This window comes from Pseudomonas sp. TH32, assembly GCF_016650855.1.
GTDB lineage: Bacteria > Pseudomonadota > Gammaproteobacteria > Pseudomonadales > Pseudomonadaceae > Aquipseudomonas.
Genome location: NZ_JAEKFA010000002.1, coordinates 5,466,819 through 5,483,510, shown reverse-complemented (window position 1 = coordinate 5,483,510; position 16,692 = coordinate 5,466,819). Strand labels below are relative to the sequence as shown.

Genomic DNA, 16,692 nt, shown 5'->3' with positions numbered 1-16,692 from the left:
TTATAGCTTCAATTAGTGTGCTGCGAATCAGAAAATATCTAGAACCGCCCCAAGTTTGGTGGCAATAAGATTAGCAACCACCTCAGGGACATGTCGGTATGCAAGCCACTTACCTTCTGCCATATCGTTGTAAAACCGATTGGCGAAAAAGACTGTTGGTCCATCTACTGTGTAGGAAAGTGAGATCCTATTACCTGGGCCATTCGTCTCTTGTTTTTGAAGCGTAAGAACCTCCGGGGCATAGCCAGCACATAGAACGAGGGCACGTTCAAGAACACTTGGTAAGCCAAGTCTGGCTGGGAGCCAAACGGTCCCATTATTTCGCTCATACGTGATAGGTATTGGGTGAAGGTCCTCAAGGCCTGTTCTAATGCTCACCCACTTTGCAAATGCGTCAAGCGCCAGCCAAACACCCCAACGTGAGTCGCGGACGAAGGCGTACCTTCCTTGGTCCGCGAGCACGTACAGGTTGTCCATTCCTGTGTCAAGATCCTGCACCTTCCAAAGCTCGCTTGTATTGCCGCAGGGGTTGGCTGTAAATCGCCCCTGGCCTGCGTGGAATCGCATGGCGCTATCTCGAGCGCTTCCAATAGACTCCATTGTGTTGTGAAGCGTTACGTTTGTGAATGCCTTCAAACTGCCAGCCCAATTCGCAATTGAAATGCAAGGTGTTTGTGTAAGCTGGAAACCTATTTGATCTAATGTTTTTTTAGCTTCAAATTCATTGATGATGAGCAATCGCCATGACTCGAATTCAACCGCATTGGTGATCAAGCTGTGCGTAGACCACGCCTTTTCTGCTCTTGCGATATTCTCCCAATGAGAGATACGTAAGGTTCCCGCAACCCCCCAAATTTGAGGGCCGTGAGATGTGGAAGGTAGCGAGTAAAAAGTGGGCTTAACCGAATGTATTCGAGCTATATGCCCCTTATGCGTTCTGGAAATTTCGAGGTGACCGCGCCGACAAAGGTCCAGCAGGATTAATGCGGGATCACCGAATGCATCAGAAGTACGGATAAGTCGTTGTAATTGATTTCTTGCTACACCGTAATCAAAACTACCTGACTGGGCGAGTGAGTCGAGGAATTTTTTCCGAACATCGATGATGACAGCGTCGTGTTTAACGATGGCCCCAAGTTCTACGGGCTTTAAATCAAAACCAACGACCTTGAAGGCTGATTGCTCAATAACTGGCAGGAAAACACCAGACAAACCTTCGTCTGATGTCATCGGTATTCCAAGATTGTCCAGACTAAATGGACGCCCCATATCAACAAAGTCTCCTCCCAGACCGGCAACTCTCAACTTTGCCTGGCCGAGTTGGGTACCATTTTTGGCAGTTGCGTGGAGCACATACGATGCACTTCTTGCACTAGGTAGCCTAATCTCGAATCGTCTTAACGGTATCAATTGGGCTTGCTCGCCCGTGTTCGCATAAGTGGGTAAGAACGTCTCATGGATAATGATGTCTTGAGAGCATGTTATGCGCGTGCCCTCAGGAGCGTCTAACTCAATCATGGGTAGATCGTAGGGCAGATACATGCGACTGTAGCCGCGTCGAATCGACCTTCCACCAACAAAACGGATACTACGAGGCTTTGGATGGGCACATTCCTCCCCATCAGGGAGAAGACGTTGCTCAAGCGTAAGACTGTCACACGCCACTAAATTAACAAACAACCAGTTATCAGGAATTCCTGCCGCCGATATCAGTTTGTGATCAGGTTTGACACGTTCGAGGTAGCTCTTGAGAGATGCAAAACTGTGGGGCGGGGCCAATAGAAAGGCCTGTCCACTCCCAGGAAGATCACCCTCTCTCAACTCTAAGTTTCCAGTCACAGAATCAAACGCCGGAACCAGAACCCAGAGCAGATGTCGCCTTAATAGAAGTTGGAGTGTTGTAGGTTCTGACTCTTCGATACCAAGGTACTGGACATTAAACTGCAGGGCGTTTTCAGATGCTTGCTCAGCGATTCTCCAGAACTCCGCATCTTGCTTGGCAGATGACGTGCAGTTTGTCCCTTCCGTGCCGGAAAAGCATCCATTCCACTTCAATTCATTGTGGGACAGCACAAACTTACCAGTATCTTTTAAAGCAGGCAGACGCCAGCGAGGGGAAATCTCCAGGGGGTCATCCTGCACCACCACTAAAGAAATGCCAACGCCAACTCTTTTTAAATCTTTTAAATCAGTGGGTGAATAATGTGAACTACTATTTTTATCCGTTAATGTTCCATCCCAATCGGAATATGCAGTGCTGATTGCAGCAAGGATAGGCTGTTCGAAATCAGGAATATCGAGTGCCTTTTGAAATCCGGCAGTGAAAATCCGTTTCGTCGCACGCGCCTCGTCCAATATCCGCGATAAGGATGCTTCGGACAATTCTTGGCCAGGTCTAATTTGTGCCTGTACAAACGCTTGTGCAAGGTTTTCTATATCTTGGGGCTTTAAAATGCTTTGGGATCTTGGCACGCCGATCCGGTGATAGCCACCCAATCTCCTCAGTTTAAAGGAGCCGAACCGTCCAGCATTTCTTTCCGTCCACTTCTGCAAATCGGCCCAAGCCGATTCAACGCGATCCATTTCATTGGGGCCGAAAGTATGGTGCAGTTTAAGATCTGCTTGTAGCCCCCCATAATACGAGTTCGGGTTCTCCGCATCGTTCCTGATCAGAGCGGCAAGGTAGGGAAGGTATGCAGGGGCATGCAGGCCTAGGTAGGTAGGATCCAAAGCGCCAGGGTCCATGTAGTTGCGGTTATTAGCATCTCCTTTTCGTTGTTCAACCAGATCACGTATGCGTTGAGCGAGGCTACCGCCTGGGTTGGCCCAGATATGGCCAGTACGAACTGCGTCCAAAAATCCAGCGTCACCACCGATATCTTGACCAATTTGGTCGAGAAACTCCTTGTCCACCCTAAGGAACACCTCCTCACCCTTGGATGCCTCGGAGAAGAAGCTATGTAGAAAGCGAAGATTCCATTCGCTGAATCTATCGTCGAGTGGCTTGCTCTTGGAATCTGGCAGCTCCTGTACATGGCCAAATTGGCTGGGTATCTCAGTCTGGGGTTCGAGAAGGCCGTCCTCACTAGCGTTCATACGTATGATTTCTCACTCATGCGGCAAGATAGTGAACAGTTGAAAGGTAGCTCCGTATAGTCAGGTGCGATGCATTTAGTCGTTTGTGCCTGGTACGTCCGAGCAGCCTCCCTGTTTGGGTATAGTTAAAGCACTCTTTTGGCTTCTTGTCAGAGTTAGTTTTGCGAAGTCCGGAAGCAGCTGGCCTGTCCGGGCAGCCGGCCAGTCACAAGCAGACTGTCTCAAGATCGGGAGCTCCCTTGAGATGTTTAGTGATGTAGGCTGCTGGGTGTGGCGGACGCTTGTATAGGGTATGCAGCACATGGCTATCATACCCTTAGATTAGGCTATATGCATACTGTGCAGGCAGTGCAGCAAGAGCTCTTTTGGTGACAGAGCAGTTCCCGGGCGGATATGGGAGGTGTTGTGTAGCGGGCTTTTGTAACACCGACCCGAAGGCCGGTATTTTCAAATGGTACCGGTAAGGAGCTCTGCGATTTAGTAAAGCTTATGGACGGCTAACAGCCGACCAATAGCCTCGCCGACTAATGGTGGGACGGCGTTACCAACCTGAGTGTAGCGGGGGCATTCTTGCTTTCTTTGCTTTCCACCGGTCGTATACTTTCCCTGAAATTCGAACCAATCTGGGAATGATTGAAGCCGAGCATTTTCACGTACGGTAAGAATTCTTGGTTCACTATAATGGAGGATATCATCAGGCAAGGTCGTAATTGTTGGGGCTGGTCTACCTTGATCGAGAACTGTTGTTGCGTGCTTTTTAGTTCCTACTTGTTCTCGCTCTTCCTGTGATAAGGAATACCCTGGGCGACAGATTTCCTGAATATGCTTAAAATATTCTCTGGTTTCGGCCTTGTGTCTCGCAAGTCTTCGGCTATTCGGTGCACGATTCTCGCAGCTTAGCCTCATAAGTTTTTGGAACGCATTGGGGTTTGGGTGAGGGGTATATTCTGCTTCAAGAAATCTCGACATTCCAGAGTCTTCATTGGAAACAAGAATTTTCCCATGTGTTTCAAGGTCAGAAATTGCTTCTCGTGTTGTTATATGGCGAGTGATGGGTAAGTCTTTGGCGGTTAGAAAATCGCGCCGGCTTTCCTGTACCATTTTTAGCAGGTTAGATCGTTGAGAAGAATTCCCTTTTCGCTCGCAGAGCATAAAGTAGCGATGGCGGGTTTGGGGGACACCAAAATCTGCGCAATTGACGAGTCCTGAGTCGACGTCATATCCGAGAGCATCTAATTTCTCTGCAATATATTTCGCGTATGAGGCCTTGCCGGCATTCGCAATATCTTCGGCAACTCCTCCCTTGGTCTCGAAGCGCATGTTGAATCCAGCAACGTTCTCAATAACTAAGTATTGAGGTTGCAATAAACCAACAAGAGCAAGGTATTGCTCTGTCATTTTGTTGCGAGGGTCAGTGGGGTCGCGTTTTCCCGCCGTTGAAAATCCTTGGCATGGAGGACCACCAACGATGAGATCAATCTGGCCTCGGAGCGCCGCAACTTTTTCAGAAAAGCCTGAAAGTAAGTCTTCGCAGGTCATGGCCTGCTTTGGAAGCCATTTTGGCCAAGCGAACTGGTACTTAGTTCCTTCGATCAAGTTGAAGCGAAGCGTTTCAAAAGCTAGAGAGCTCTTCTCTATGGCAAAGACGCCTTCGTGTCCAGCCTCAAGGAGGCCCAATGAGAGGCCTCCACATCCGGCAAACACGTCGCAAAATCGTAGCTTTTTCGGGGTTGTCATCGCATTTAGCATAGTCAAGTGATGGCCTTCGGCCACTTAGTGTGCCAATGAATTGTCGCACAGCCCCATATTAAGTTCCAGGACTGCTTTAGTAGTGCTTGAGCGGCTATGATTTTTAGGAGGTATGAATGTTCTGGAGGATGCATGGTTAGCTTGTGCATGCGGTTATCGACAGGGCGCGTAGCAAGATTTCGTCTTCGATTGCTTGGTCGGCATGCCATTTCGAAAAGACAATTTCCATGGCGCCAGAGTGAGGCTTCGAACTACGTGCGGATAGTTGTAGAGCTTCTGCTGCAGCGAACGCGCGCGGAAACGGTCGCGGCATTCTGCCCTAGTTTTCTTACTCGCTTCCCTGATTGGTGGGCTTTGGCCTTAGCAGATCCATCTGAGTTGGAAGTGGTATTGAAACCTATAGGTTTATGGCGCCGCAGAGCTTTAGCCATGACGTTGCTAGCTCAATACGTGGTGAGACGAGGGGGGCAATGGCCAGATAATCGGCCTCAGCTAGAGGCCCTTCCTGCTGTTGGCCAATATGTCGCGAATTCTGTTTTGTTGTTTATTCATGGACGGAGGGAGCCGTTGTTGGATGCCAGTATGGCTCGACTTCTCCGAAGGTACTTTGGTCTTTCCCCTATCAAAGCTGATATCCGTCATGACAAAGTTCTACACTCCACTGCGTATCTTGTCTTGGCTAAGCAAAATCCGATAGAGATCAATTGGGCAATGCTTGATCTCGCGGCAGCTATATGTCGGCCAAGGATGCCGAGGTGTAGAGAATGCCCACTAAGGAGAGCCTGCTGCTTCTACAGGAACCGAGACTCGAGCGAAGGTCTTGTGATGCAAGACGAACCGTATGTGCCAAGCAAGAGGTGACCGGTGATGCACTGGGGAGGGCTAGTAAGCGAGCACTGGACACTAGCGTCCGTATGATCAAAAGAACCATTACCAATCAGACTCTAGCTCGGTGCTCAGGTGGATACCCATCACCTTGGCCTTGCGGTATCTCAGCGGCTCCGCGTTGATCTCTAGGGCAGCAAGTCGACTTGCTGCGATGACCAAGCTGTTGAAGCGGTCATTGCTAATGGCGACATATGCGATGAGCCTTTTGCCAGTCGCCCGCATAGAGCCGATGCAGCGAGGAGCCAACTTGTCGCTTAGGAGTAATGGATCAACGTGTAGGTAGCATTCTAGGGTTGGGTATTTGAAAGCTTCAGGGTATCGGACGGAGCCGTAAAGCTTGATCGCAGCATGTTCTGAATAATGGTGACCGATTGGCCTGGTATCGGTAGGCGTGGCCATGCTGAAAGACCATGACATATTCCATCCCCATATCCGGGCTTGTAGGATTATTCGCTCAACGGTTGCACGATTCCGACTAGCCATAGCATTCACCCTCTTTGTTTGAGTTGGCTAGATCTGCGCGTCAAGGAAATGGAATGGCGCTGGGACCCGGCCCGCGATGTGCCGGCTCTGCATTATTGGTCGAGAATGAACGGATAAAAAAGGACCTTTCGTTTTCATTGTGCGAAAACTAGGATAATTCTGATGTTCGATCGGGTCGAAGCAATGCTTGCCTTCTACCGAGCAGGATTTGCTGCTGATCCGAAATTGACGCAGTTGCCGCCACTACGCTAACCCAAAAATAATCGGTAAAAATCCAGCGCTGGCAATCGGCACCGGCTCGACATTTGTGACAAGCTTTATTGTTTGCAATGGATGTCATTTTTTGGCGAAACCAAGATTTGTGACAGTCTTTATTATCAGAGCAATATCTTAGGGCTGCCCTGCAGGCCGCGAATTATGCGGGGCGTTGTGACAATCTTTATTGTTTCGTCACAAAACCCCCGATATTCGGGGGTTTTGCTTTTTCAGGCTACCGGGCATCGGCTCTTGCCGTTTCTGTGGACTAATTCCGGGAGTATTCCCCCGCTTTACCCCTAGAATGCGCCCTGTGGATAACTAGCCAGGGAATGCCGCCACCATGAACATAGAACTGCTGATCGCCGGTATCGTCGTGCTGATTATTGTCGTCGGCCTGGTCGGTTGGCTGGTGGGGGTCTACAACGGCCTGGTGATGCGGCGCAACGATGTGGATAAAGCCTTCGCCAACATCGACGTGCTGCTCAAGCAACGGGCTGACCAGATTCCCGACCTGATGCGCGTGGTGCAAACCGCGATGAACCATGAGAACGCATTGTTCACCCGCCTCAGCGACGCCCGTAACGCCTACCTCAACGCCAGTAGCCTCACCGATAAGGTCGACGCCTCCAACCAGCTCAATACGGCGCTCAAGTCGGTGATTGCGGTGGCCGAGAATTATCCGACGCTGATCTCCGGCCCCAACATGGTCGAGTTGCAGCAGGCGATCTCGGCGGTGGAAGAGCGCATCGCCGACCGCCGCGAGTTCTTCAACGAGTCGGTCAACCTCTACAACATCGCCATCGCGATTTTCCCTGATCTGTTCTTTGCCAAGATGCTCGGCTACCAACGTATCCCGCTGCTGGCCATCACCGCCGAAGAGACCCGCTACGACGGTGTGAAGCTTGAGGTGCCGGGGGCATGAAAACCATTCAGGCGGGCGTTGTCGCGAAAAAGCCGGCTTGGAAAACCCTGGTGGCACTGGTCTTTCTCGCCGGCTTCATCGGCCTGATGGTCTACGCGCCGACGATCCTGGTGGCGCTGTTTTTTCCCGTCTGCATCCTGATCGGCCTGCTGGCCAGCTTCGGTCCCAACTTCTATCGCACCGAACAGCGCCTGGCCACCAGCCAGATACGCTCATTGGCTATGGGCCTGGTGGAGGTGAACGGCAAGGTGATCGTCGACACGCCGCTGATCTCTCCGGTCAACGGCAAACCCTGTGCCGGCTATGTGTGGATCATTGAGGAAGGCACCAAAGACAAGGACGGCGATTGGAGCTGGAGCCAGGTGTCTGCCGAGGCCCGCTGCAATGACTTCCGCCTGCAGGACGCCACCGGTGAAGTGACGGTGATTGCCGAAGGCATCGACCTGTTCGGCAAGAAGCGTCCTGACGACCATGAATGGATCAGCAACTCTCGCCGCCAGGGCGAACTCCTCCTCACCCAGGACATGCAGGTGATGCTGATTGGCGACGCCGGCGAGCGTGACGGCAAGACGGTGATTGCCCGAGGCAGGCAGCGTGACGCGGTGTTCGGCCTGGCCGAGACCAAGGAGGTGGAAAACCGCCGGGTGCTGGCGCCGCTGTGGCGCGCCGGTGGTTTCTACGCGGTAGTGGTGGGGTTGATCGGTGTTGGCATCATGGCCATGACTCCGGAGCATTTTGCCCAACTGCATTTGCCGGGACCCGCCACCTATCAGCAAATGGCGACCCTGAATCCGTTCTATCGATTCCTGGCCTGGTTGTACCGTGACAACGGCTTCGTGATTCCTTTCATGGCCGCGTTCGGGTTCTTGCTGTCGATGTTTGTGGTGTTGCTTGCACTGCGACTCTTGCTGCCCAAGGGCATGCGCCTGGCGGTAGGCCGTGTGCTGGGCGCCTGGATGGGTTTGGGCATGGTGATTGGCGGCGTGGTGACCTTGTTGCTGGTGGTGGCCCAGGTGGACACCATGAAGGTGTTCCTGGTGTGGATGATGATTCTGCTGGGCACCCTGGTGTTCTCGATCTTTGAGCAACGCAAGCTCGGGGTGGCGTACAAGCATTTTACAAAAGACGCAGGCGCCGCCGGTTTTGGCGACGAAGACGCCTGATCAGGGCACGAACTCCACTTTCAAGCCCCGGCTCGCGCTGCGCCCCTGATCATCAGTGACCCGCAGCCGGTACTCCCCCGATTTACCCGGCCGCCAGTTCAGCGTGGTTTGCGGCGGGCCCTGGCCGATCAGGGTCTGGTCGGCAAACCAATACAGCGTCAGCGCATCACTGGCCGCGTTGGCGTTCAGCGGAATGCTTTCCTGGGGCTGTGACAGGCGCAGGTGGTAGCTGACCTGGGTCAGCGGCGAACGGATCTGCGGCGCTTCGCTCTGGTCGCCGATTCGATTGGGTTGGCAGCTTTTCTGCACATTCGGTGGCGTGCGCCGTGGCAGTCCGGCGGCGCGGAACAGCCGCTGCACATCGCTGGGCCAGAATTCGAAGACTTCTTCACGGGTGTACTGCGGGTCGAACGGCGGGCACGCGGCTTTGCCGCTGCGGGTGTCGATCAGCACCGGGCGGTGCAGGTTGGACACGCGAATCGGTGACACGCCGGGGATGTACCAGGTCTTGCGGGTGCGCGGGCACCAGCGGTTGGGCAACTCGCCGGAAGCGGCGCAGACATCGATGCGGATCAGCCCGGCGGGTGGCTTGTCGGGTTTGATCACCACGTTGGGCAAGGCCAGGGGCAGGGCGTCGGCGATGCGGAAAAATAGCGGTGCGGCGGTTTTCGCGCCGATGAATTCCGGATTCGGACGGCCGTCAAAGTTACCTACCCACACCACCAGCACGTACGGGCCTACAAGGCCGGCGCTCCACGCATCGTGAAAACCCCAGGAGGTGCCGGTCTTCCAGGCCGTGCGCCAGTGGCGTCCCGGCAACCCGTCCGGGCGCGGGTTGCGCCGCAGCATGTCGCGCACCATAAACGCAGCCTGCGGGGTGAGTAGCGGGGCGCCGGTGGTTTGCGGCTGCTCCTGCAAGTAGCGCAGGGGCCGTAAATGCCCGTCACCTGCCAACATCACATACAGCCGCGCCAGCTCCTCGGGCGTCATCTCGCCGCCGCCCAGGGCCAGCGCCAAGCCGTAATGGCTCTCGCCGCGCAGGCCCTTGATGCCGGCGCGTTGCAGCAGTCCATAGAGTGACGGCGACCGGGTCTGACTGGCCAGCCACACCGCCGGGATATTGCGGCTGCGGATCAACGCATCGCGGGCTGTCACCGGGCCGACAAAACTGCCGTCGAAGTTTTCCGGCTGGAAGTAGCCGAAATTACTCGGCATGTCCTTGAGGATGCTCATGGGGTGGATCACCCCTTGGTCCAGCGCCAGCCCATACAGGAATGGTTTGAGGGTAGAGCCCGGCGAGCGGCGCGACAGCACGCCGTTGACCTGGCCGTGGATGCCTGTGGATAAGTAATCTGCCGAGCCCACCAGGGCTTTTACGCTCTGGTCGCGGCTGTCGACCAGGATCGCCGTGGCGTTTTCCACACCGCTGCTGCGGCGCTCGGCAATGAAACCGGTGATCAGGCGTTCCAGTAATTGCTGCAGCGGCAGGTTGAGGGTGCTGTTCAACTCGTTGCCGGTTTGCGAGGCCAGCAACTGTTCGCTCAAGTGCGGCGCCAGAAACGGGATCTGCTGGCGGTTGCGGGCTTCCAGGGGCAGGTCCAGCAAACTGTCGTTACGCGGGTCCTGTGGATAAGTTTCCCGCCAGTCCGCCATCAGCCGCTGCCGGGCGGTTTGCAGCGAGGGCCCGAAGCGTGCGCGGCGACCGGGCTGTTGGGGAATCACGGCCAGCGCCAGCGCTTCAGACAACGACAATTGCGCCGCCGACTTGCCAAAGTAAATCCGGCTGGCCGCCTCGGCGCCTTCGATATTGCCGCCCATGGGCGCCAGGTTGAGGTAGGCCTCCAGAATGTCGTGCTTGCTGTAACGCCCCTCCAGCCACAACGCCAGGGCCATCTGTTCCAGCTTGCCGGGCACCTGGCGGGTGTTGAGATCCCACAGGCGCCTGGCCAACTGCATGCTCAACGTCGAGCCGCCCTGGCGCTGGCCGCCGCTGTAGGTGGCCATGGCCGCCCGCAGCAAGGCCGGGGGATTGATCCCCGGGTGCCAGTAGAAATTGCGGTCCTCCTTGAGCAGCAGCGCTTCAACCAGTGACGGAGAAATCCGCTCCAGCGGTAGCCACAAGCGATATTGCCCGTCAGCCGCCAGGGTCATGCGCAGCAGCGAACCGTCGTCGGCCAGCACCACCCGTGAGGAGGTGGCGGCCTGTTCCAGCGGTGCATGGGGCCACAATCGCAGCCCCGCCAGGATCAACGCCGCTGCCAGCAGCGGCGTCAGGCGTTTAAGGCTTGGTAATTTCAAGCTGGCCTACTTTGCCGCGTCCTTGCAGGGTGGTTTCGTACATGCCCTCGGCGTAGGCCGGTGGCGTATTGAAGGTACCGGCGTTGGTGGCGCGCACGCGGTACACGAAGGTGCCTACATCCCGCAGGGCGGTGCCGTACAACACCACTCGGTCATCGCGCACGTCGACGTAGTCCGGCTGCCAGTTGCTCAGGTCGGTCTCGCCGATCGGCGCTTGCCAGGCGTCGGCTTCCTCGGTGTCTTCGCTGGTTTCAACGTACTCCGAATCGTCACCTTCGCTTTCCTCGCTGCTGGCCGCTTCCGGCTCCGGCGGCAAGTTATACACAGGCTCGACGCCGCCCGGCAGCAGGTCGACCACGGCCACTTGCTGCACCTGATCACGGTCGGTGGCCCGCAAGCGCAGGCGCACCAGGAACTCATCACCGACCGCGACCTTGCTGACCGGGTTGCCTTTGAGGTCGAGGTATTCGTGGATGACTTCCAGGCCGTTGTTGATCGGCTTGAGGTTGGCGCCCTTGTCATAGCCGGCTTCGCTCAGCATGTAGAACGCCGCCGGGCCATCGGATTTTTCCATCTGCAGTTTTTGCGTACCGGCAGGCACCGCTGCACGTGGCGGCTGGCCGGCCATCTGCAACAACTGTTGCTGCTTGTCGCTGAGCCACGCGGTGGCCTTGAGGGTCATGTCGCTTTGGGCGCGCTGGCCATAGTTGTCCAGGGCCCGCAGCAACAGTGCCGCCGACAGCGAGTTGTAGCGTTGCTCGTTGAGGCGCTTGCCGAGTTTATCCAGCAGGCTGGCCGGCACATCGTCGAGCAACTCGGGGAAGTGCCGGGCGAGCAAGTGCAGGTGCTCGGCGTCGTGCACCAGCGGGTCGTAATACAGGCCGTCGCTGTCCCATTTATCCGACAGGGAAAGCCATGGCACCTTGCGGAACAACGCATCGGCCTGACGATCCTGCTTGAGCAGCTTGTAGCTGGCGGCCAGGTACGCGGCGCCAATGTCGTTCTGCCAGGTGTCCTTGAAGTAGCTTTCATAGCGCTCGCGGATATCGCTCAAGGCGCCGCTCACCAGAATCCCCTGACGGCTCAACAGGTAACTGGCGTAGGCGCGGTTGCGCAATTCCGACAGGCCTTCGCTCGGGCCGTTGGCCAGGTCGGTGAGGTACGCGTTGGAACGCTGCAGCAAGTCTTCCGGCACCGGCAACCCGCGTTCCCGGGCTTCGATCAGGAAGTCGGTGGCGTACAGGCTGGCGTACGGCGCCACGTCCGGGTTGGCCGCCCACAAACCGAAGCCACCGGCCTGGTTCTGCCGCTGACGCAGCATGCGCACCGCGCCGCTGAAGGCCTGCTCGGCCTCGGGTGCGTTACCGCCCCAGATCAACGCCGGCATGGCCTTGGACACCAATTGCTCGGTGCACGCGTAGCCGTAGTCATCCAGGTAATGCTTGAGGCCATTGGCCCAGACCAGCGGCGAAGCGGCGACGCCCAATTGCACATCGCGCAACTGGCCGAACAACTCGCGGGTCGGCTTCAGCTCTTTGCTGGCGCTGTCGAAACGGCCCAGGCTCAGGGCCACCCGATGCTCGCTCAATGGCCGGATCGACGTGGTTTCCGTCACCTGGATCCGCTTGCCATCCGGCAGCACCGCGACGAAGCGCAAGTCTGCCGAGCCGAGGGTTTCACCGACCTTGATCTTGAACTCGGCGACGCCTTCCTTGCGCGGTTGCAGCGCCAGGGTGCTGGCCTTGTCGCCCTGCACCTGCAAGCCATCGCTGGTCTGCACTTCAAACTTCACGTCGGCTGCGGCTTCCAGGTTGCTGAACACCCCGGCGCTGACACTGAACACATCCCCCGGTGCGACAAAAGCCGGCACGTTCGGGGTGATCACCAGCGGCCCGCGCACTTCGGTGTTGGCCTCGCTGACGCCTACGCTGTCGCTGTCCACGGCCACCGCAAACAGGTGCAGCTTGCCGTTGAAGCTGTCCGGAACCTGGTAATGCAATACGGTTTCACCGGCCGGCAAGTCCACCAGGCCAGACCACCAGGCCACTGGCGGCTGATGTTTACGCTTGAACGGGTTGAGGTGGTTGGCCAGGGCGCCTTCGGTATCGCCACCGGGCGCAGCCCCACTGAGCAGGCGGCTGAATTCCGGCAGGATCAGGTCAAGGATCTGACTGGTACCAACCTCCAGCGCACGCTTCTGGAAGAAGAAGCCCAGCGGGTCCGGCGTCTGGTAGCGCGCCACTTGCAGGATGCCTTCGTCCACCGCGTAGACCACTGCGCGGCCCGGGCGGTCGGCGTTGACCTTGATGTCCAGGGTCTGCCCCGGCTCGATCTTCGCCGGGCCTTCGACTTTCAGCGCCATGCGCCGCGCGTCCAGGTTGATGCTGAACGGCACCACGCCGTAGGACAGCGGGCTCATGTAGACCTCGGACGAACCGATGTCCCGCACGAACTGCACGTTGACGTAGGCATTGCCCTCAAGCCCCGCAGGAACGCGGATGTGTTGCACGCTGTTGGTGCTGTCGGCCTTGAACCACTGCTGGGTGTAGACCTTGTCCCGCTCGATGGTGATCAACCCGGCACCGGTATACGGCGCGCGAATGCTGATGGCGATTTCATCACCGGTGGCGTAGCTGCGTTTATCCAGGCGCAGTTGCAGTTCGGCGTTGCGTTCCAGGGAGCGTGAGGTGTTGCCCTTGCCAGCGACGCTGTAGTCGATCTGGTTCAGCAGGTTGCCGTTGGCGTCTTTCAGTTGCAGGGTGAAATCCCCCGGGGCGCCGGTGTTCAGGGTTTGCTTGGCGCCATCCTTGGTCATCACCAGCGGCGAGGCCGGCTGGCTGATGTTCTTGATCCGCGACTCGTATTTGTAGGTGCCGTTGGACTGCTTCACCAGCACCGAGACGTAACGGTGTTCGACCACTTCACTGGTCAGGCCGTCGACTGCGACCGGCGTGAGGTCTGGCGCGACGGCCAGCCATTGCACCTCACGCGGGGCGTCCTTGGCGACGAACGACAGCGAATCCTTGCTCTTCACACCCACCAGGTACGGCGCCGCCGAGACCAGCAACGCGCTTTGTGCGGCGACGTTGCGACCGCCTTCGGCTTCGTACACCTGGGTCATCACTTGCAGGCGGTAGGTGCTGTTGGCAAAGCGTTGCAGGTTCAGGTCGAGAACGGCCTGGCCATTGTCGTCGACAGTGGTTTCGGCCAGGTCTTCGGAACTGGCTTCTTCCAGCGAGTCATTCAGGCGGAAGCGGTAGTCCGGGTAGCGATCAAAAGCCGCAAGCGTCGGGCTCAGGGACATTTTTGCCGTGACACGACGGCCCGCCGCCGGCGCGCCGAACAAGTGCATGGCGGTGACCTTGGCCACCACCTGGTCCGGCGGGATCCAGCCCGGCACTGGCGTGTCGTGCAGGCTCAGGCTGACCTTCATGCGGTCCGGCTCAAAGTCGCGGACCTTGAAGCTGACGCTGCCCAGGTCCGTGCGTCGCTGCTTCTCGCCGATCAGTTGCAGGGTCGCGGTGTAATCGCCGGAAGGCGCCACTTCGCTGCTCGGGAAATCAAAGGTTTCAAAGCCACTGGCGGAGAGCTTCAGTGGCTGGCGAATCACCTCCAGGCCACGTGGGTCGGTGATTTGCAGTTCCACCGGCAGGCCTTGCAGCGCGCCTTTCCAGTCGCCGCTGCGCACGATCATGCCCAGGTGCGCGGTTTCGCCGGGTCGGTACAGGCCACGGTCGGTAAACAGGTAGGCGCTGAGGCGATTGATCGCACCGTCTTCTTCCAGGCCGCCGACATCAAAGCGCGACAAATCCAGCTGCTGGGACTGACGGGCAATCGGCAGGAACGATTGGTCATTGCCGCGACTGACCACATACATCAGCGGAGTTTTCTCGCGGCGCAGTTCGTCCAGCTTGGCAAAGTGCGCATGGCCTTCGGCGTCGGTATGGCCGCTGGCGACCGGCAAACCGTTGCGCCCGATGATATCGACCTGGGCGTCGGACACCGGCGAGCCGTTGCCGATGGACTGTACGTACACGTCGTGGCTGCCATCGCTGGAGCGCTTGGCGATGATGCCCAAGTCGGTGACCACGATAAAACGCAGGTCGCTGGTGGTGTTGCGCGAGTATTCGAAGGTGCGATCAGCCGGGTCGTCCTGCGGGCTCAGCTTGAGCACGAAAATGCCCCGGCGACCGCCGTTGGCCGTCAGGTAGTTGCTCAGGTCGACGTTGTCGTAGACAGTTTTGGACGGGTCACCAGCCGACAACGGAATGTCCAGGCTCTGACGCTCCACCATCCGGTCGAAGTAGTCATTGGCAAAATTCGGTCGGGCAAAGCTGCCGCTGCTCTGGTCCACCAGGTGTTGCAACTGGTTGGGCAGCAGACGGGCGATTTCCACATGGGCGCCGGGCACGCCACGGGCCATGAAGCCCAGGCGTTTTTCGCCGGTGAGGCTGAGCAGGGCGCCGTCGGACAGGAACTGCAGCGTGCGCGGATAGGCCGGCATGCTCACCAGGGAGGCTGTCGGGTTTTTCGCCAGGTAGCCGCCGATGGCTTCCAGGTTGGCCGGTACCCGCACATACAGGGCGCGGCCAGGCGGGGCCTTGAATTTGAAGGCGTGCAGGGTATTCAGCGGTTCGACGCTCGGCACGTGGGTCAGTTTGACCTTGGTGCTGCTCGCCAGCAGCTTGTCGTCGATGTCTTGCAGGTTCCAGGGCCGGGTATCGTCCTCGGCTTTTTCCGGCAGCATCCAGGCCTGCACCTTGTTGGCGATGGTCTCGTCGGCCACGGCGCTGGAACTGCTGAACATCAGCACCGGCTCGGGCTCGCCGCGCTCGTTGTCCACAAAGCTGACTTCGGCGCCGGTAAAGGTCAGGCGATAGCGGCCGGGCACGGTGACTTCGGCCACCAACGGTGCAGCGCTGGCGTTGCCGCCGTCACGGGCCTTGAGGCCTTCATCGAGCTTGGCACTGACCGGGGTGCTTTCCAGCGGCGTGGCCAGGGCAGCCGAGCGCACAAAGGCGTTGAGCTTGTGTTCGTCGAAGGTGACTTCCGGACGGTTGGGCAGTTGCGCGTCGCGGTAGGCCAAACCTTTACCCAGGGTGACCGAGGCGCGCTTGCGTACGCTGTCTTCGTCTACCGGGTGGGAAAAGTGGAAGGTCGCGACCAGCTGTTTCTGCGTCGGGTTGCTCGGGTCCTGGTACAGCTCGTTTTGCGCCAAGGTGGCGCGGAACGGCTGGGTGGAGAATTGGCTGCTGTATTGGCTCAGCAGTACGCCGTCGGCCAACAGGTTCTTCTTGGCCAGGTCAATGGTGTAGTGGGCGTCGACGGGCCAGTCTTTTTCCGGGGTGAACACCAGGCTGCGGTCATCTGCCCAGCGCCAGGCGCCGGCGATGGCAGGCTTGAGGGTGATGCCTTCGGTGACCGGCTTGCCAATGGCCGCCAGCGGTGCCACGGATTCGGCGAAGCGTACCTGCAAGTTATCCACAACCGGCTGCGGCTGGGTGTAATCCGTCAGGTTGGGCTTGTGCAGCGAATAGCCCACGGTGTGGGGTTGCGGCAAGTGGGAATACCAGTGCCAGCCATACACGCCGGCGGCCACCAGCAACACCAGGGCCAGGACTCCGCCGGCCGCCTGGCGCGGATAAGCCCGGGCCTTGTGGCCGACGTTGACCAGGCCGTTCCCCGTGGCTTGCAGCCAGCGCGGCGGTTGCCATTGGCCGAACAGGCTGCGCGCCAGCCATCGGACGGCGTTGAACAGAACACTCACCACTGAGATCAAGGCCCCGAAAAAACGGCGGCTGGTCGCTTTTAACGAATCAAACATGGTGAGCATCC

Annotated in this window: 7 protein-coding genes; 3 read left to right on the top strand and 4 right to left on the bottom strand. The window is 57.7% G+C overall.

From position 1 onward, the window contains the following. Positions 1-27: 27 nt before the first annotated feature. Together JFV30_RS28865 and JFV30_RS28860 are read right to left on the bottom strand one after the other, a co-directional pair. On the bottom strand, positions 28-3,096 hold the full coding sequence (locus JFV30_RS28865; protein WP_201125763.1) for a hypothetical protein: 3,069 nt from the start codon (positions 3,094-3,096) through the stop codon (positions 28-30). A 477-nt stretch (positions 3,097-3,573) separates the two neighbouring features. After that, positions 3,574-4,833, bottom strand: a complete 1,260-nt coding sequence (locus JFV30_RS28860; protein ID WP_201126250.1) for a DNA cytosine methyltransferase — start codon at positions 4,831-4,833, stop codon at positions 3,574-3,576. Positions 4,834-4,941: 108 nt separating this feature from the next. On the opposite strand from JFV30_RS28860, the gene JFV30_RS33765 reads away from it, so the two are divergent. The 3 genes from JFV30_RS33765 (at position 4,942) to JFV30_RS28845 (ending at position 8,559) form a co-directional block, all read left to right on the top strand. Further along, complete coding sequence (locus JFV30_RS33765; RefSeq protein WP_446739867.1) at positions 4,942-5,706, top strand: hypothetical protein; 765 nt, start codon at positions 4,942-4,944, stop codon at positions 5,704-5,706. Positions 5,707-6,814: 1,108 nt separating this feature from the next. Then, positions 6,815-7,396 (top strand): LemA family protein, encoded by a 582-nt coding sequence (locus tag JFV30_RS28850; protein ID WP_201125761.1) that lies wholly within the window; start codon positions 6,815-6,817, stop codon positions 7,394-7,396. Continuing rightward, on the top strand, positions 7,393-8,559 hold the full coding sequence (locus JFV30_RS28845) for a hypothetical protein (RefSeq protein ID WP_201125760.1): 1,167 nt from the start codon (positions 7,393-7,395) through the stop codon (positions 8,557-8,559). Before JFV30_RS28850 ends, JFV30_RS28845 begins: the two co-directional genes overlap by 4 nt. Here the strand turns inward: JFV30_RS28845 and pbpC are convergent, their stop codons facing one another. Both pbpC and JFV30_RS28835 read right to left on the bottom strand, forming a co-directional pair. Beyond that, entirely contained in the window at positions 8,560-10,857 is a 2,298-nt protein-coding gene (gene pbpC, locus JFV30_RS28840; protein WP_201125759.1) for a penicillin-binding protein 1C, read from the bottom strand. Next, entirely contained in the window at positions 10,838-16,681 is a 5,844-nt protein-coding gene (locus JFV30_RS28835; RefSeq protein ID WP_201125758.1) for an alpha-2-macroglobulin, read from the bottom strand. Before JFV30_RS28835 ends, pbpC begins: the two co-directional genes overlap by 20 nt. Between the last annotated feature and the right edge of the window lie 11 nt (positions 16,682-16,692).

What these genes read in the sequence shown, in the direction of transcription:
- JFV30_RS28865 (WP_201125763.1), bottom strand. Translation starts at nt 3,096, where the DNA reads ATGAACGCTAGTGAGGACGGCCTTCTCGAACCCCAGACTGAGATACCC.
- JFV30_RS28860 (WP_201126250.1), bottom strand. Translation starts at nt 4,833, where the DNA reads ATGACAACCCCGAAAAAGCTACGATTTTGCGACGTGTTTGCCGGATGT.
- JFV30_RS28835 (WP_201125758.1), bottom strand. Translation starts at nt 16,681, where the DNA reads ATGTTTGATTCGTTAAAAGCGACCAGCCGCCGTTTTTTCGGGGCCTTG.
- JFV30_RS33765 (WP_446739867.1), top strand. Translation starts at nt 4,942, where the DNA reads ATGATTTTTAGGAGGTATGAATGTTCTGGAGGATGCATGGTTAGCTTG.
- JFV30_RS28850 (WP_201125761.1), top strand. Translation starts at nt 6,815, where the DNA reads ATGAACATAGAACTGCTGATCGCCGGTATCGTCGTGCTGATTATTGTC.
- JFV30_RS28845 (WP_201125760.1), top strand. Translation starts at nt 7,393, where the DNA reads ATGAAAACCATTCAGGCGGGCGTTGTCGCGAAAAAGCCGGCTTGGAAA.